General features: G+C 67.1%; 13 protein-coding genes. 5 read left to right on the plus strand and 8 right to left on the minus strand.

Annotation, left to right across the window (positions count from 1 at the left end; genetic code table 11):
* The first annotated feature begins 24 nt into the window (after positions 1-24).
* From AC3WS4_RS10715 to AC3WS4_RS10735, 5 genes are all read left to right on the plus strand, one after another.
* Entirely contained in the window at positions 25-705 is a 681-nt protein-coding gene (locus AC3WS4_RS10715) for an alpha/beta fold hydrolase (protein ID WP_492738896.1), read from the plus strand.
* On the plus strand, positions 702-1,148 hold the full coding sequence (locus AC3WS4_RS10720; protein WP_492738894.1) for an acyl-CoA thioesterase: 447 nt from the start codon (positions 702-704) through the stop codon (positions 1,146-1,148). Before AC3WS4_RS10715 ends, AC3WS4_RS10720 begins: the two co-directional genes overlap by 4 nt.
* A gap of 658 nt (positions 1,149-1,806) precedes the next feature.
* Entirely contained in the window at positions 1,807-4,230 is a 2,424-nt protein-coding gene (locus tag AC3WS4_RS10725) for a TonB-dependent receptor (RefSeq protein ID WP_492738892.1), read from the plus strand.
* A 103-nt stretch (positions 4,231-4,333) separates the two neighbouring features.
* Positions 4,334-5,287 (plus strand): TauD/TfdA dioxygenase family protein, encoded by a 954-nt coding sequence (locus AC3WS4_RS10730; RefSeq protein WP_492738890.1) that lies wholly within the window; start codon positions 4,334-4,336, stop codon positions 5,285-5,287.
* A gap of 154 nt (positions 5,288-5,441) precedes the next feature.
* Complete coding sequence (locus AC3WS4_RS10735) at positions 5,442-7,064, plus strand: arylsulfatase (protein ID WP_492742773.1); 1,623 nt, start codon at positions 5,442-5,444, stop codon at positions 7,062-7,064.
* Here the strand turns inward: AC3WS4_RS10735 and cobA are convergent.
* From cobA to AC3WS4_RS10775, 8 genes are all read right to left on the minus strand, one after another.
* Positions 7,052-7,840 carry a uroporphyrinogen-III C-methyltransferase gene (cobA, locus tag AC3WS4_RS10740; RefSeq protein ID WP_492738883.1) on the minus strand — a complete coding sequence of 263 codons (789 nt, stop codon included), beginning with the start codon at positions 7,838-7,840 and terminating at the stop codon, positions 7,052-7,054. The genes AC3WS4_RS10735 and cobA overlap by 13 nt on opposite strands.
* On the minus strand, positions 7,830-10,427 hold the full coding sequence (locus AC3WS4_RS10745) for a molybdopterin-dependent oxidoreductase (RefSeq protein ID WP_492738881.1): 2,598 nt from the start codon (positions 10,425-10,427) through the stop codon (positions 7,830-7,832). The genes cobA and AC3WS4_RS10745 overlap by 11 nt, the downstream gene beginning before the upstream one ends.
* A complete protein-coding gene (gene nirD, locus AC3WS4_RS10750; protein WP_492738879.1) occupies positions 10,427-10,768 on the minus strand; it encodes a nitrite reductase small subunit NirD in 342 nt (113 codons plus the stop codon). Before nirD ends, AC3WS4_RS10745 begins: the two co-directional genes overlap by 1 nt.
* The gene (gene nirB / locus AC3WS4_RS10755; protein WP_492738877.1) at positions 10,765-13,242 is read right to left on the minus strand and encodes a nitrite reductase large subunit NirB; all 2,478 of its coding nucleotides are present in this window, start codon (positions 13,240-13,242) and stop codon (positions 10,765-10,767) included. The genes nirD and nirB overlap by 4 nt, the downstream gene beginning before the upstream one ends.
* Positions 13,242-14,444 (minus strand): alginate export family protein, encoded by a 1,203-nt coding sequence (locus tag AC3WS4_RS10760; RefSeq protein WP_492738875.1) that lies wholly within the window; start codon positions 14,442-14,444, stop codon positions 13,242-13,244. The genes nirB and AC3WS4_RS10760 overlap by 1 nt, the downstream gene beginning before the upstream one ends.
* Positions 14,445-14,447: 3 nt before the next feature.
* Positions 14,448-15,683 (minus strand): nitrate/nitrite transporter, encoded by a 1,236-nt coding sequence (locus tag AC3WS4_RS10765; RefSeq protein WP_492738869.1) that lies wholly within the window; start codon positions 15,681-15,683, stop codon positions 14,448-14,450.
* Between the two features lie 248 nt (positions 15,684-15,931).
* A complete protein-coding gene (locus AC3WS4_RS10770) occupies positions 15,932-17,143 on the minus strand; it encodes an ABC transporter substrate-binding protein (protein ID WP_492738865.1) in 1,212 nt (403 codons plus the stop codon).
* Complete coding sequence (locus AC3WS4_RS10775; protein ID WP_492738861.1) at positions 17,140-17,721, minus strand: ANTAR domain-containing response regulator; 582 nt, start codon at positions 17,719-17,721, stop codon at positions 17,140-17,142. The genes AC3WS4_RS10770 and AC3WS4_RS10775 overlap by 4 nt, the downstream gene beginning before the upstream one ends.
* Positions 17,722-17,885 lie beyond the last annotated feature (164 nt).

The raw sequence follows: 17,885 nt of genomic DNA on the forward strand, positions 1-17,885 counted from the left end.
CACCGACGCGAGAGGAGAGGGCAGGTGGATGCACCGGTAATCGCGATCTGCGGCATCGCCACCGATGAGGCGAGTTGGCAAGGCATGCCCGTCGACCGCATCTTCGTGCCGCGCGGCGCAACCATCGACGCGATGGCCGAGGCGATCCTTGCCGACCTGCCCGACCGTTTCGCGCTCTGCGGTCATTCGATGGGCGGCTATGTTGCACTGGAACTCGCCGCGCGTGTCCCCGAACGGCTGACGGGCTTTGCGATGCTCAGCAGCGCCTGCACCGCTGACAGCGACGAAGCCAGGGCAGGGCGGCAAGCGGCCATCATGCAGGCGCGCGACGACTTTGGCCTGCTGGCGGGCCGTCTTGCCCGCGCGATGCTGTCGCGCACCAGCCGGGCAGATGCCGGTCTGCTCGCCGACACCCATGCGATGCTGCTGCGCTGCGGGGCCGAACGGTTCGCCGAGCAGCAGGCGGCGGCCTCGACGCGCGTCGACCGTTGCGGCCTGCTCGCCGGCATCGCCGTTCCGGCGCTGGTGCTCGCGGGCGAGGACGATGCGATCGTCGCTCCCGATCGTTCGCGCGACATGGCGGCCGCTTTGCCCGATGCCGTGCTGCATATGATCCCCGCCTGCGGCCACGTCCCCCAGCGCGAGGTAACCGAAGCGACCCATGCCGCGCTGATGACGTGGCGCGACAGATTGGAAACGCGATGAAACCGACGCCGCCCCGCCTCGATCCCGGCTCCTACCCGCTGCACAAGGCGGTGCCGATCCGCTTTTCCGACCTCGACATGTTCCGCCACCTCAACAATGTTGCAACCGGGCAATTTTATGAGGAAGCGCGTTTCGAACTGCTCGCCGAAGCGCGGGTGCAGGTCGCCAAGGAAGACAGTCCGGCGCTGGTGATCGCTAATGTCGACACCGCCTTTCTGGGACAGGCGCGCTACCCCGGCACCATCGACGTCGCGACCGGCATCGTCCGCGTCGGCGAGCGTTCGCTCGTCATCGGGCAGGGGCTGTTCGTCGGCGGCAAATGCATCGGCTGCGCCGACAGCGTCGTCGTCTCGACCGGACCCGCAGGTCCGGTTCCGCTTCCAGCCCCGATCAACGAATATCTGTCGCTGCTGCTGCTGTCCGGCGGCGGCGATCCGGCCTGACGAGCGTCGATCCGCTCGCGGACGGGAATGGACGCGATGCTGGCATGACCGGTCTGAAAGACCTCGGTTCATCGTCTCAAAGATTTTCTTTGCCGCAAAAACCGCGGTCCGCCATTGACGACTCCAATATCAATCTTTTAAGTTGAGATTGTCACTCGGAGCTGGTCGAGACGGGTGACGGGCTCTCCCGCTCCTCTTCGACCCGCGGCTTTTGAACGGGAAAGCAGCTTGCTCCGCGTTACCAACGGCTAAAGCGCGTGATGCTCGGGCGACAGCGCCAGGCATTGCGTTCCCCCAGATGGGGTATTGCGATGCGCATGTGTAGTATCATCATCTAGACCTTCGCCCTTCCTGTGCGCGGGATAGCGGACCACCGCATCCCCTCCGCGCGGCGGCGCCTTTCTTTCATCGTGGCCGATATCCCTCACGCGAGGGCTCACGGTCCAGCGTCCGGCGCCTGCGCGTCGGCGACAGGTGAAACCATGCCTTTGCTGACCCAATCCGACCTGTCGGATCTGGCTCGCTATCCTGCGTCCCTGCGCAGCGCGGCTCGCGCTTTGTGGGGCGACGGTCTGGCGAGCGGAGGATCCGGCGCGGCGCATAGCGCCCATCTCAAACACATCAAAAAGGGGGCGGGAACGCCGCCCGGGGACAAAATATGACGACGAAATTCTCTCCCGACCACCGGCTCAAATTGTTGCTCGGCGCCGCCGTGGCATGGCACGCGGTGCCCGCCGCGGCCACCGAAGCCGCCACCGACGCCGCGACCATCATCGATGGTGAAGCCTCGGCCGAAGCGGCCGGCGACAGCTATGACGGCAGCGAAATCATCGTCTCGGCGCGCCGCCGCGACGAAAGCGCGCAGAACGTCCCGATCGCGCTGTCGGTCGTGGGCGCGGAAACGCTCGAGAAGACCGGCAATTACACGCTGACCCAGGTCCAGCAACTCGTGCCGAGCCTGCAGGTGTTCAGCTTCAACCCGCGCAACACCAACATCAATATCCGCGGCCTCGGCAGCAATGTCGCGCTCACCAACGACGGGCTGGAGAACGGCGTCGGTTTCTATATCGACAATGTCTATTACGGCCGCGTCGGTCAGTCGCAGTTCGACCTCGTCGATCTTCAGCAGATCGAGGTTTTGCGCGGACCGCAGGGAACGTTGTTCGGCAAGAACACCACCTCGGGCGCGATCAACATCGCGTCGCGCAAGCCGAGCTTCGACCCCGAATTCTCGGGCGAGGCGAGCGTCGGCGATTATGGCTATTATCAGCTGCGTGCTTCGGCCTCGGGTCCGATCGTCCAGGACCTGCTCGCGATCCGGGTCAGCGGCTCGGCGACCGAACGGCGCGGGTTTCTCTACAACGATACCCAGAATGAACGCGCGCAGGATTATTCGAACTGGAGCCTGCGCGGGCAGTTGCTTTTCACCCCCTCGTCCGACGTTGAAGTGCGGATCATCGGCGACTTCGCGCGCCAGAAGCAGAACCATGTCCTCAACGTCTTCGCTGAGTATTTCGGCACCTATGACAATGGTGCCGCGATCCCGAACAACTTCGCGCAGCGTGCGGCGCGCTTCCCCGGATATAGCTTTCCGACCATCGATCCCTTCGCGCGGCGCGGCGAGGCCGACGGCCATTATCAGTCGAACATGGACGGTTATGGCGTGTCGGGGCAGGTCGACTGGGATATTGGCGGCGCCAAGCTGACGTCGATCACGGCCTATCGCTGGTGGGACTGGAACCCCGCCAACGACGGCGACTCGACGTCGCTGCCGGTCATCACCAAGGCGCAGCAGGCGAACCGGCAGCGTCAGTTCAGCCAGGAAGTCCGTCTCGCATCGGACAGCACCGGCCCGATCAACTATGTCGTCGGCGCCTATTATTTCTGGCAGGTGATCCGTGGCAAGGGCGCGACGGCTTATGGGCCCGCCGCGGCGTTATGGAACCGGCCGCCGGCATCGCCCTTCTCGCTCGCCACGTGGGAAGCGGCGGTCAACGGGTTCGAGGCGAATTCGACCTCCGACCCGCGCACCAAAAGCTATGCGCTATTCGGCCAACTCGACTGGAAGTTCACCGATCGCCTGACGTTGACCGCGGGGCTTCGCTATACGCGTGAAAAGAAGAGCGGATCCTTTCACCAATATCATGTGGCGGGCGTCGACTTGTCGACCTTGCCCGCCGATATCGCGCGCGACGCGGCGATCTTGAGGACCCAGTTCAATCCCGTCACCGACTATTCGACCAGCTTCAGCGACAACAGTGTGTCGGGTCTCGCGACGCTGTCGTGGCAGTTCTCCGACGACGCGCTGGGCTATGCGACCTATTCGCGCGGCAACAAGTCCGGCGGGCTCAACCTGACCAGCCTGCCCGTCGGCGTCGACCCCAACGTCGCGCCCGAAAAGGTCGACAGTTACGAAATCGGGGTCAAGACCCAGTGGCTCGATCGTGCGGTAACGTTCAACCTCGCGGGTTTCTGGACCGAGATCAGCGATTATCAGACGGCAATCACCGAGCAGATCGGAAGCACCGTCAATTTCCGTCAATATATCGCCAATATTCCCGGCGTCCGTTCGCGCGGGGTCGAGGCCGATCTGGTCGCGGCGCCGACCGATCGCATCAGCTTCTATGCGTCGGCCGCCTACGCCGATACGACCTATAGCGATTATCCGAACGCACCGCAGGCGCCCGAAAGGCTCAACCTCAGCGGCAAGCAGGACCTGACCGGCGAGCAACTGCCCGGCGTGCCCAAATTCACCTATACGCTGGGCGGCGACGCGTCAGCACCGCTCGGCGCGCTCGGTGGACGCGACCTGTCGCTCTACGCCCACGCCGATTACTCGCACCGCTCGACCTTCAATACTTCGTCGAGCGACAGCCGCTATGCCGATGTCCCCGGGTTCGGCATCGCCAATGCGCGTATCGGCATCCGCACCGACGACGGGTTGTTCGACCTGTCGATCTGGGCGCGCAACCTGTTCGACAAGGATTATTTCCAGACCTTGTCGGCGCAGAACACCGGCATCGTCACCGCGCTGATCGGCGAACCGCGCACCATAGGCGCGACGCTGCGGACGAAGCTGTGATCCGCGCCGCCCCTTCCCGAAATTCGCCGAAGGCCCCGACCGGTTCCGCCCGATCCCGCCCTTCCCGGATAGCCCGCCGTCCAACCCCCAAAGGAGACTGATCATGACGGACCTTCACAACAGCTACGCCAATGCTCGCGACAAGAAAATCGACCTCGACGTCACGCCCGTGACCGGCACCATCGGCGCCGTCGTCAACGGCGTCCAGCTTTCGGGCGATCTGCCCGCCGCGACGGTGCAGGCGATCCAGGCGGCGCTGGTGCGCCACAAGGTGCTCTTCTTTCGCGACCAGCAGCATCTGACCGATCAGGAGCATGAGGATTTCGCCGCATCGCTCGGCGATCCGGTTGCCCATCCGACGGTGCCGGTCGCCGATGGGTCGCGCTACCTGCTCGAACTCGACAGCAAGGAAGGCTATGCGGCGTCGAGCTGGCACACCGACGTGACCTTCGTGGAGGCCTATCCCAAGGCGTCGATCCTGCGTGCGTTGACGATCCCCGAAGCCGGCGGCGACACGTTGTGGGCCAATGGCGAGACCGCCTATGAAGGGCTTCCCGAGACGCTGCGCCAGCTCGTCAACACGCTGTGGGCGACGCACACCAACCTCTACGACTATGCGGCGATCCTGCAGAGCGCCCCTGACGGCGAAAGCGCCGCCAAGCGCATCAAGGACCATCGCAACGTCTTTGCCTCGACCGTCTATGAAACCGAGCATCCGGTGGTCCGCGTCCATCCGGTCAGCGGCCAGCGCAGCCTGTTGCTCGGGCATTTCGTCAAGCAGTTCGTCGGGTTGAACGGGGTGGATTCGGCGCGGCTCTTCGCCATCCTGCAGGACCATATTACCAAGCCCGAAAATGTCGTGCGCTGGCGCTGGCGCGAAGGCGACGTCGCCATCTGGGACAATCAGGCGACCCAGCACCGCGCCGTTGCCGACTTCGGGTTGCGGCGCCGCACGCTGCGCCGCGCGACGATCGCGGGCGACACCCCTGTCGCGATCGACGGCCGCACCAGCCGGACGGCGCGCAAGGAAAAGGCGGTACAATACGAACCGGCCTGACGCATTATGGGCCGGCGCCCATACTCTCCTCTCCCATCCTGCGACTGCGCCGGTCCTGTCTGCGGTGCGCTCGGGTTCCATTCGCCCGGGCGCACCGCCCCTTTGTTTCGATCGAACGGACGCCAACATGATCCGCCGCTTTCTCGTTCTTGCCTTGACCCTTGGGACCATCGGCGTGCCGCTTTCCGCCACGGCCGCCGAGCGCCGTCCCAATTTCCTCGTCATCGTCGCCGACGACCTCGGCTATTCGGACCTCGGGGCCTTTGGCGGTGAGATCAGGACGCCGCATCTCGACAAGCTGGCGCTCGCGGGCATTCGCCTCGCCGGTTTTCACACCGCGCCGACTTGCTCGCCCACACGTTCGATGCTGCTTTCGGGCACCGACAATCACCTCGCCGGCCTTGGTACGATGGCCGAGATGATACGCCCGAACCAGAAGGATCAACCGGGGTATGAAGGCTATTTGCGCAGCGATGTCGCGACGCTGGCCGAGCGGCTTTCGGCTGGCGGTTATCAGACGCTCTTTTCGGGCAAATGGCACCTTGGTCTGCCCCCTGAGCAGGATCCGCACGCGCGCGGTTTCGCACGCAGCTTCGCCTTGCTGCAGGGTGGGCATAATCATTTCGGGATCGACGCCGATCCGGAAAAGGGTGGCCGGGCGACCTATACCGAGCAGGGAGAGCGACTGACGCGCTTGCCGCGGGATTTCTATTCGAGCGATTATTTCGCGACGCGCCTGGTCGATTTTCTCGGCGAGCGGCCAGTGACCGGGGAGAGCGAGCGCCCCTTCTTCGCCTATCTGGCCTTCACCGCGCCGCATTGGCCGCTGCAGGCGCCGCCCGAGGATATCGCCCGCTACAAGGGGCGGTACGACGAGGGTTTCGACGTGCTGCGCGAACGGCGCCTGGCGCGCCAACGCGAACTCGGCATATTGGCGCCCGGCGTTGCGGCCCACACGCCGCGCAACCGCGACGGCAGCTGGGACTCGCTGACCGCCGGGCAGCAACGCCTCGCCGCGCGCAATATGGAAATCTATGCCGCAATGGTCGACCGGCTCGACCAGAATGTCGGCCGCGTGATCGAGGCTTTGCGCGCCGCGGGCGAACTCGACAATACGGTGATCATCTTCCTCGCCGACAATGGCGCCGAGGCGCTCGACGCCGAGACTACCGGCGCCGAAATGCTGGCAGGTGCGCTGAAAGGCGCCGACAACGGCTTCGCCAATCGCGGCACGGCGACCTCCTATCTCACCTATGGCGCCGGTTGGGCCCAGGCTGCGACCGCGCCTTCCTGGCTCACCAAGGGCTATCAAAGCGAAGGCGGCACGCGCGCCGTGGCTTTCGTCAGCGGGTTCGGCATTCCCCGGCGTGACGGCGCCGCGACCGAATATCGATCGGTCGCCGATATCGCGCCGACCGTGCTCGAACTTGCCGGGGTCGATGCAACGGCGACGAGGGTCGGCGATCGCGCGGTCCGCCCGATCACCGGCCGGTCATGGGTCCGCTGGCTGCGCGATCCCCGGGCCCCTGTCTATGGTCCTGACGATGGCGTGGGCGCGGAGTTGTTCGGATCGCGCGCTTATCGCCGCGGGGAGTGGAAACTCACCGACATCGGCGACGGGACCTGGCGCCTGTTCAATATCGCCCGCGATCCCGGCGAAACCCGCGACCTGTCGCTCGCCGAGCCCGAACGCCGGACCGAATTGGTGGAGGCCTGGGCAAGCTATGCAAAAACGGTTGGCGTCATCCTTCCCGATTCCGTCCCTTACCGGCCGTAGGCCACCTCGGTTTCGGCGACCGGGGCTGGGTGCGGGGACGGTGCCTTGCCGACCGCTTCGCCGACGAGGATTAGCGTCGGTGCGTCGGCGGCCAGCGCGCGGGTCGCGAGCGCGAGAAGATCGAGGCGCGTCGCGAGCTGCCTTTCGTCGGGAAGGCTGACGTTGCAGACGACCAGCACCGGCGTCGCGGCGGGCATTCCGGCATCGACCAATCCGCGCGCGATTTCGCCCGCGGCTTCGCGCCCCATATAGAAGGCGAGGGTGGTGCCTGCCGCAGCGAGCGCCGGCCAGTCGAGATCGAGCGCTGCGCCGCGGCGGCTGTGCGCCGTCACGAAACGGACGTCGCGCGCCACGCCGCGCAGTGAGAGCGACACGCCCGCCGAGGCGGCGGCGGCGCTGGCGGCGGTGATGCCCGGACAGACATGGACGACATGCCCGGCGCCGCGCAGCGCCGTCATTTCCTCCGCCGACCGGCCGAACAGCGACGGATCGCCGCCCTTCAGCCGCACGACCCGCTTGCCCGCCGCCGCGGCGGCGACGAGCATCGCGTCGATCGTCTGCTGGTCCTTCGAATGGCGACCCGATCGCTTGCCGACCCCGACGCGTTCGATATGCGGCGGGATAAGGGCAAGAATGTCCGGGCCGACCAATGCATCGTAAAAGACAATGTCCGCCGCCGCGATCAACCGAACCGCTTTCATCGTCAGCAGCTCGGGGTCGCCGGGACCGGCGCCGACAAGCCAGACCGCGCCGGGGGCGAAATCGTCAGGCGGCATTACTGGTCTCCTCGGTCAGGATGCGCGCGAGCGCGGGGCGGCACGATCCGCAATTGGTGCCGGCGCCAATCGCGGCGCCGATCGCCGCGACCTCGGCCAGGCCCTGGTCGCGGATGGCGCCGACGATCGTCTTGAGCCCGATGTCGAAACAGACGCAGATGATCGGGCCGCGGTCGGCCTGCATTCCGGGCGCGCGGCCGGCGAGCAGGGTGGGGGCGACCTCGGGCGCGGACAGCTGGGCGATCAGCCAGTCGCGCGGCGGCAATTCGCCGCTCTCGGTGACGAACAGCGCGCCGGCGAGGCGGCCGTTCGCGACGATCGCGATACGGCGCGTGCCGCGCGCAGCGTCCTGCGCCTCGATGCGTTCGCCCTTGGGAAGCAGCGCTTCGATGCTCTTGAGGTCGCCATTACCCGCGAGTTCCCAAAGTACGCCGGAAGGCACCGCGACGCGCGTCGCCCACAGGCAGCGCGGGGGCTCACTAAGCTCGCGCGCGAGCAGGAGGAAGCCCCGCCATTTGGGGGCGACCGCGGCGATCGATGCGGGGGTGCGCTTGAACCCCGGCTGGCCCGACACGGGATCGACGAGCGGGCGGGGGAGCAGGCCGGTGCGGCCGCCGCTCGCGGTGCGGTCGGTCCAGTGGATCGGCACGAACAGCTCGCCGGGGCGCTGGCCGGGGTAGAAGGTGACGCGGTAGAGGCTGTAGCCCTGCGGGGTTTCGATGCGCGCGAGGCCGCCGTCGGCGAGGCCGAGGCGCGCGCCGTCGTCGGGGTGGACCTCGACGAGCGGCTCCTCGCGGTGACGCGCGAGTTTCGGCGCGAGGCCGGTGCGCGTCATCGTGTGCCACTGATCACGATATCGCCCAGTATTGAGCGTCAGCGGCCATTTGGCGAGCGGTTCGGGCAGCGGCTTTTGCGCGACGGGAACGAGGCGTGCGCGGCCGTCGTCGGTCGAAAAGCGTCCATCGGCAAAGGGATGTTCGCCGCCCCAGCGAAAGGGCCGCATATCGTCATACGCGGCATTGCCTCCCTGAGCCGCGCCGGGCAGGGCGAACAGCCGCGCGCCGTCGTTGTCGTAATTCGAAAGGCGGCAATGCTCGCGCCAGATGTCGGCGGCGCGGTCATAGGCGAAGGCGTTTTTCCACCCCATCCGCCGCGCGACCTCCTTGACGATCCACCAGTCGGGCATCGCTTCGCCGGGCAGCGGAAACAGCGCGCGCTGGCGGCTGATCGTGCGATCGCTGTTGGTGACGGTCCCGTCCTTTTCACCCCACGCCGCGGCAGGCAGGCGGACGTGCGCGAAGACCCCGGTGTCGGTCTTTTCGATCACGTCGCTGACGACGACGAAGGGGCAGGCGGCCAGCGCTTCGCGCACGCGGTTCGCGTCGGGCATCGACACCGCGGGGTTGGTCGCCATCACCCACAAAGCCTTGATCCGGCCTTCGCCGACGGCGCGGAACAGATCCACCGCCTTCAATCCGGGTTTTTCGGCGATCGTCGGCGCGGCCCAGAAACGTTGGACACGCGCGCGGTTTTCGGGCGCGAAGTCCATATGCGCCGCGAGCGTCGAGGCGAGTCCGCCGACTTCGCGCCCGCCCATCGCATTGGGCTGGCCGGTGATCGAGAAGGGCGCGGCACCGGGCTTGCCGATGCGCCCCGTCGCGAGATGGAGGTTGAGGATCGCGTTGACCTGGTCGGTTCCGGCGGTCGCCTGGTTGATCCCCTGGCTGAACATCGTGACGCTACGCGGCGTTGCGGCGAACAGCTCATAGAAACGCCTGAGGTCGGCGGCCGGCACGTCGCATGTCCGTGCCACCGACCACAGGTCGTTCCCCTCTCCAAGCTGGTCCCAAAATTCGGCGGGTACCGCGACATGCGCGGCGAGATAGTCTTCGTCGACGACGCCGGCTTCGCGGCAATGCTGGAGCAGCCCGTTCATCAGCGCGACGTCGCTGCCGGGGCGGATGGCGAGGTGAAGGTCGGCTTCCTCGGCGGTCTCGGTGCGCCGCGGGTCGATGACGACGAGCTTGGCGCCCGCCTCGCAGCGCGCGCGGATGCGCTGGTAGACGATCGGGTGGCACCAGGCGGTGTTCGACCCGACGAGCACGAACAGGTCGGCGGCGTCGAGATCGTCATAGGTGGCGGGGACGATGTCCTCGCCGAAGGCGCGCGTGTGGCCCGCGACGGCGCTCGACATGCAAAGGCGTGAATTGGTGTCGATGTTCGCGGTGCCGATGAAGCCCTTCATCAGCTTGTTCGCGACATAATAATCCTCGGTGAGCAGTTGGCCCGAGACGTAGAAGGCGACGCTGCCGGGGCCGTGGCGCGCGATTGTCTCCTTGAAGCGCTTGGCGACGAGGTCGAGCGCCTTGTCCCAGCTCGCGCGCTTGTTGCCGATCATCGGGTGGAGCAGGCGGCCTTCGAGGCCGACGGTTTCGCCGAGATGCGTGCCCTTCGAGCAGAGCTTGCCCCGATTGGCGGGATGATCGGGGTCGCCGGCGATCTCGACCGTGCGCTCGCCGGTCACCGTCGCGCGGATGCCGCAGCCGACGCCGCAATAGGCGCAGGTGGTGCGGACCGCCTCGACCATCAGGCGGCCGCCTTCAGCGTGCCCGCGCGGCAGATGAGGACGCGGCCGCCGTCGATCTTGACGGGGACGGTCGGGGTGCAGCCCTTGTCGTCGCCGAGCGCTTCGCCGGTCGACAGGCTGATCCGCCAATTGTGGAGCGGGCAGGCGACCGCACCGCCATGGACGATGCCTTGCGACAGCCGTCCATGCTTGTGCGGGCAGCGGTCGAGCAGCGCGAAGACCTTGCCCTCGGCGGTGCGGAAGACCGCGATGTCGTCGCCCCCTGCGACCTGCACGGTGCGGCTGCCGCGCACGGGGATCTGGTCGACCCAGCCGATGTCGAGCCATTCGGCGGTGGTCATGCATATTCTCCTTGCGGAATGAAGCGCGCCATCGGTGCGTGATGTTCGGCTTCGGCGCCTTCGGCGCGCTGCGCCCAAGGATCGTCCTGGCTGAAGCTTTGCGAATAGAGGAAGCGCGCGCGGAGCGCCTCGCGACCAGCAGAATCGTCGGCTATCCGTGCCTTCACATAATCGACCCCGACGCGCTCGATCCAAGGCGCGGTACGTTCGAGGTAGCGCGCTTCCTCGCGGTAGAGCTGGATGAAGGCGGCGCAATAATCCATCGCCTCCTGCTCGGTCGCGACCTTGCAGAGCAGGTCGGTAGCACGCACATGGATGCCGCCATTGCCGCCGACATGGAGTTCGTAACCGCTGTCGACGCAAACGATGCCGAAATCCTTGATCGTCGCCTCGGCGCAGTTGCGCGGGCAGCCCGAGACAGCGATCTTGAACTTGTGCGGCATCCAGCTGCCCCAGCTCATCCGTTCGACCTTGACGCCGAGACCGGTCGAATCCTGCGTGCCGAAGCGGCACCATTCGGACCCGACACAGGTCTTCACGGTGCGCAGCGACTTGCCATAAGCGTGGCCCGAGACCATTCCGGCAGCGTTGAGGTCGGCCCAGACGGCGGGCAGATCCTCCTTCCTGATCCCGAAGATGTCGAGCCGCTGGCCGCCGGTGACCTTGACCATCGGGGCGTTATATTTTTCGACGACGTCGGCGATGGCGCGCAGCTCGGTCGGGTTGGTGAGCCCGCCCCACATGCGCGGGACGACCGAGTAGGTGCCATCCTTCTGGATATTGGCGTGCATCCGCTCGTTGACGAAGCGGCTCTGCTGGTCGTCGACATAGTCGCCGGGCAGCGCGCAGAGCAGATAGTAGTTGAGCGCGGGGCGGCACGACGAGCAACCGTCGGGGGTCGTCCAGTGGAGCTTCTGCATCACCTCTGGGATCGAGCGCATCGCTTGCGCCACGATCTCGCGGCGGACGTCGTCGTGCCCGAAGCTTGTGCATTTGCACATCGTCTTCGGGCCCGACTGGACATCGTCGCCGAGGGTCAGCGCGAGCAGGTTTTCGACGAGCCCGGTGCATGACCCGCAGCTCGCCGACGCCTTGCAGGTGCCGCGGACGGCGTCGAGGCTGTGCGCGCCCTTGGCGATGCACGAGACGACCTGGCCCTTGGTGACGCCGTTGCAGCCGCAAATCTCGGCATCGTCCGAGAGCGCTGCAACGGCCGCCTTAGGGTCCGCAGCGCCGCCTCCCGCGGCGAAGGCCTGGCCGAAGATCAGGAGGTCGCGAAGCTGCGATACATCCTCCTGTTTCTTGAGCAGGTCGAAATACCAGCCGCCGTCGGCGGTGTCGCCATAGAGGACGGCGCCGACGATGCGGTCGTCCCTGACGATCACGCGCTTGTAGACGCCGCGGCTGGCGTCGCGCAGCACGATATCCTCGCACCCGTCGCCGCCCGAGAAGTCGCCGGCGGAAAAGACGTCGATGCCCGACACCTTGAGCTTGGTCGAGGTCACCGAGCCGCGATAGCCGCTGGGTTTCTCGACGAGGCCGTCGGCGAGGCTGCGGCACATATCCCACAAGGGTGCGACGAGGCCATAGACCTGTCCGTCATGCTCGACGCATTCGCCGACCGCGAGCACGGCGGGGTCGCTGGTCACCATATGATCGTCGACCTGGATGCCGCGCCCGACCGCGAGGCCGGCGTCGCGGGCGAGGGCGACCGAGGGGCGGATGCCGACCGCCATGACGACGAGGCTGGCGGGGATCAGCGTACCGTCCTTGAGTCGCACGCCTTCGACCCTGCCGTCGCCGACGATCTCGGCGGTGTCGGCGCCGGTCAGGATCGTCTGGCCGCGCGCTTCGAGCGCGTTCTTGAGCAGCCAGCCTGCCGCTTCGTCGAGCTGGCGTTCCATCAGCGACGGCATCAGGTGGATGACCGTGACCTTCATCCCGCGCAGGCTGAGGCCGTGCGCCGCCTCGAGCCCGAGCAGCCCGCCGCCGATCACCACCGCATCGCCGCCCGCATCCGCCGCCGCCAGCATCGTCTCGACATCGTCCATGTCGCGAAAGGCGATGACGCCGGGCAGGTCCTTGCCCGGCACGGGGATGATGAAGGGATCGGAGCCTGTCGCGATCAGCAGTCGGTCATAGGTCTCGACGAGCCCGCTGCGCGTCGTCACCGTCTTCGCCGTGCGGTCGATCGCTGCGACGGGGGCGCCCGCGACGAGCGCGATGCCATTGTCGGTGTACCATGCGGCGTCGTTGATCACGATGTCGTCGAAGCATTTCTCGCCCGCGAGCACGGGGGAAAGCATGATGCGGTTGTAATTGACGCGCGGTTCGGCGCCGAAGATCGTCACACGGTAGCGGGCGGGATCGCGCGCGAGCAGTTCCTCGACCGCGCGGCAGCCGGCCATGCCGTTGCCGATGACGACCAGATGCTCGCGCGTGTCGACTTCGGGTTTGAGAGGGCGGTGTTCCATCAGAGCATCCAGTCCAGTTGCAGCCAGAATTTGTCGGTATCGGTGGCGAAAGTGTCGGCATCGTAATGGGCGTAGCGCGCCGATGCGGTGAATTTGCCGAGCTTGGCGCTGGCGAGCAGATCGATCTCGTCGCCATAGGAACGCGAGGCGCGGTCGCTGCGATAGTCGTGGTAGACCGCCTGCAATGTCACGGCCTTGAGCGGCCCGACCGCCTTCCAGCCCCAGCCGGCGCTCGCATATAGGTCGCGCACGCCGTCGGGCGGGGTGGTGAGGAATTTGTCCGCCCAGCCCTGATATTTGAACCCGGTGGCGAGCGGGGTCTGGAAGCTGGTGAGGGCCGTACCCTTGTCGGCGCCGAGTATCTCGTACCCGACGCCGACCCGGGGGCCGCCAAAGTCTATGCCGACGTCGGCGAGGTAATAATCCGCCGAATAGCTATTGGGATTGCGGTGCCAGTCGGACTGGCGCGCATAGCTCAGCTGCCAGGCGATCTTCGCCTTGCCGAGCGGCTGGCTGCCGTCGAGCCGCAGGCCATAGCTCTGGCTCGACATGCGGAAGCCCTGCATCGCGGCCTCGTCCTGGTCGACGAGATAGGCGAAGGCGACGGCCTTGCCGATCGGCGTCGCGACGCCGAGATTGGCGAAGAGATTGTCGCCCGACACCGCTTGCTGCCGCGCGCCGGCGCCGTCGATCCCCCAGATGGTGCGCACGCTCCACGCATAGGTGACATCGGCCTTTACGCCCTTCGCCGGGGTGATTTCGGCGAGCAGCGCGTCGAAGCTCTGGCCGTTCTGGCGAAAGGGCACCGCTCCGACGAAACGCTCGTCGTCGAGCGCGATCCGCTGGCGCCCCGCGGTGAGGGCGAAGGTCGGTGAGGCGTAGCGGAGCTGGGCGCGGGCGAGGGCGATATTCTCGGGATCCGCCACCAGCGGCCGCGTCGCGGCGCCGTGGAGACCGTCGAAATAATCGTCGACGAGGGCGAGATTGCCTTGGCCTTCGACGAGCGCCGACCAGCGCCCGGCCTTCGCCTCGATCCCGGCGCGGACGCGCAGGGTCAGGGCGTCGGCTTCGGCGGCGAGGCCGTCCTGGTCGACGCTCTCGTAACGGAGCCGGGCCTCGCCCAGCGGCTTGAGGGTGACGTCCTGGGCGTGCGCCACCCCGGCCGGCGCCAGCGCCAGCAGGATGAAGAGGGTGCGGGTCATGATTTAGATCCGCACGCCTTCGGCCGCGCCCCAGGTCGCGCGCCACTGGCCCTTGACGAAGATCAGCCCGACCAGCGCGACGACCGCGAGCCCCGCGAAGATGTAGAAGCCGGGGCCGAAGCTGCCGCTCCACTGCTTGGCGAAGCCCAAGGAGGAGGCGAGGTAGAAGCCGCCGACGCCGCCCGCCATGCCGACGAGCCCGGTCATCACCCCGATCTCGGCCGAGAAGCGCTGCGGCACGAGCTGGAAGACCGAGCCGTTGCCGGTGCCGAGCGCGAGCATCGCGATGACGAACAGGGTGAGCGCGGCGGGCAGGGTTGCGGCCTGCGGCACCCCGGCGAGCGCCAGCGCGGCGACGACGAACACCATCATCAGCGCCTTCACCCCGCCGATCCGGTCGGCGAGCGCGCCGCCCATCGGGCGCACCAGCGATCCGGCGAACACACAGGCCCCGGTGCAATAGCCCGCCATCACCGGGGTAAGGTGGAACTGGTCGGTGAAATAGATGGGGAGCGAGGCGGCGAGCCCGACGAAACCGCCGAAGGTCACCGAATAAAAGGCCATCAGCCACCAGGCGTCGGCGGTCTTGAGCGGTTCGAAATAATCGACCAGCTTCTTCGGCGCGGGCGCGTTCGGCGCGTCCTTCGCCATCGCGAGATAGACGAAGAAGACGATCGTCAGCGGGATGCAGGCGAGGCCGAGCACCGCGTTCCAGCCGAACAGCTTGGCGAGGCCGGGGGCGAAGAGCGCGGCGAGCACTGTGCCCGAATTGCCCATGCCGGCGAAGCCCATCGCCTTGCCCTGATGCTCGGGCGGGTACCAGCGGCTCGCGAGGGGGAGGGCGATCGCGAAGCTGGCGCCGGCGAAGCCGAGGATCACGCCGAGCGCGAGGGTGCCGGCGAAGCTGTGGACCCCCATGGCCCAGGCGGTGAACAGCCCGGCGATGACGATGAGCTGGCTGATCGCGCCCGAGCGCTTGGGCCCGATGCGGTCGACGAGTAGGCCGTTGGCGACGCGCAGCAGCGCCCCTGCCAGCGTCGGCACCGCGACCATGAGCCCCTTTTGCGCGGGGCTGAGGCCGAGGTCTTCGGAAATCGCGGGGGCGAGGGGGCCGAGGATCACCCAGACCATGAAGGCGAGGTCGAAATAGAGAAAGGCGGCGACCAAAGTCGGCCAGTGGCCGCTGGTCCAGAAATTCGATTTGGGCCCCGTTCCGCTGCCCCCGCTGATCGTCGTCATCGTCCGTCCCCTTGTGTGACGGGCAATAAAAAAGCCGCCAGGACGGCGGCCACGCGGGCGCATCCTGACGGCTTCATTGCCTGTTGGATTATGGGGAAAGGCTCCCCATGTGCCGCGCGGGCCAGCCCCCTCGTTGGAGCCGTCGCCGCTTTATCCTGCCCCGGCAGCCTTGCCGAGTGCCTCAAGACTGCCTGATTCGCTCCCGCGCCGCAAGCTGTTATTTCGCAGGTGCAGCATAGGCTCGAAAGCTAAGGAAGTTCAGCGAGATAGGCCTCGATATCGTCGGGATCGAAGGCGCGGCCGTCAAAAAAACGGTCGCTGCCGAGCATCAGGCGGCCCTGCGTCGAGCCCGCGCCGATCGGCTCGTCGAGCCCGCCTTCGAGCTTCGAACTGGCTCCCGGGAGCGGGGCGCCCGAGCCCGCCAGCGCGGCGCGATAGATGTCGGGACGGAAGACCGCCGCCGCGGTCGCGGCATCGCCGGGCGCAAAGCCGATATCGTCCCAGCGCACCATCTGCGAATAGAGCCAGGCGGCCTGGCTGCGCCAGGGGAAGTTAGCGGCCTCGCGATACTGGAACATGAAATCGGCATAGTGGATCGGCGCGCCGCCGGGCTCGACGCGGACGCGGTCGGTGATCGCGCGCAACACCGCATCGCGCGAGGCATCGAGATATTCGGGGCGCGCGAGAATGTCGGCGCTCTCCTCCGCGGTACCGGGCGCGACGAAATGGGCGGCGGCGGCGTGCAGCGCGCGGAGCAACGCTTCGACCGCGTCGCGGCGTTCGTCGATGGTCTCCTCGCGCATCGCGAGCACCTTTTCGACGCCGCGGCGCCAGATTTGCGCGGTCGCCAGCGCGATATGGCCGACGCCGCGGTCGACCGCGATCGAGTTCCACGGCTCGCCGACGCAGATGCCGTCGACCTCGCCCGCCGCGAGCGCATCGGCGGCGAAGGGCGGGCTGGTGACGACGATCTCGACGTCGCTGTCGGGACGCACGCCGACCCCGGCGAGCCAGTAACGGAGCATGTAATTGTGGCTTGAATAGCGGTGGACGACCCCGAAGCGCAGCGGCTTGCCCGCCGCCTTGCGCGTCGCCGCGACGGTCCGGAGCGCGGCACCGATCGCCGCCGGATCGCCGAGCGCCCCGCCAAGCCCGACGGCGCGGGCGAGCGCGGTCGAAAAGGTGACCGCATTGCCGTTGAGGCCGAGGACGAAGGGGACGGCAAGCGGCACCGCCGGGCGGTCGCGCCCGAGCGCGGTGGCGATCGCGAGCGGCGCGATCATGTGCGCGGCATCGGTATGGCCGTAGAGCAGCCGGTCGCGCACCGTCGCCCAGGTCATGTCGCGCACCAGCTCGATCGCCACGCCTTCGCGCGCCGCGAAGCCCAGTTCGTGCGCGAGGATCGGCAGCGCGGCGTCGACGAGCGGCAGGAAGCCGATACGGAAGCGCTCGGCGGTCATTCCATGTCTCCCATCAGCGCTTCGCTGGTCACGATGGCTTCGGCGATTTCCGAAATCCGGCGGTTGGTGCGCATCGCCTGCCCACGCAGCAGGGCATAGGCGGCGGGCTCGTCGACCTGGCGACGCTTCATCAGGATCGCCTTGGCCTTGTCGATCACCGCGCGTTCGGCAAGCGCGTTCTTGGCATCGTCGAGTTCGCGCTGGAGCCGCGAGAAGGCCTGGAAGCGGCGGACGGCAAGCTCGACAACGGGCTTGATCCTTTGCTTCGACAGGCCGTCGACGACATAGGCCGAGACGCCGGCATCGATCGCCGCGCCCGTCACCTCGGCATCGCTCTGGTCGACGAACATCGCGATCGGGCGCGCAAGCGCGCGCGACATCGCGAAGAAATCCTCAAGCAGGTCACGGCTGGGGTTTTCGAGGTTGATCAGGACAACCTCGGGCTTCGCGGCCTCGACCTGCGCGACGAGCGGCCCGGCGGGATCGATCAGCACCAGATCGTCGAGTCCGGCCTCGCGCAGGCCATCCGAGATGATCGCGGCGCGCGTCGTGCTGGTGTCGATGATCGCGATCCTCATGGCCGCGCCTTTACGGTGCGGCGTTCGAATTCGCCAGAGCTAAGCCGATATGGCGACATATAGACGCTGTATCATGGCCGATATGCGGAGTTTTCGAACCTGCGCTTTGGTTTCGCGCCGCGTCAAGGTCTCCACATCGACCAAAAAAAAGGGGAGCAACGCCG

The sequence above is a fragment of the Sphingopyxis sp. EU05-FHT14B03 genome (assembly GCF_058790875.1).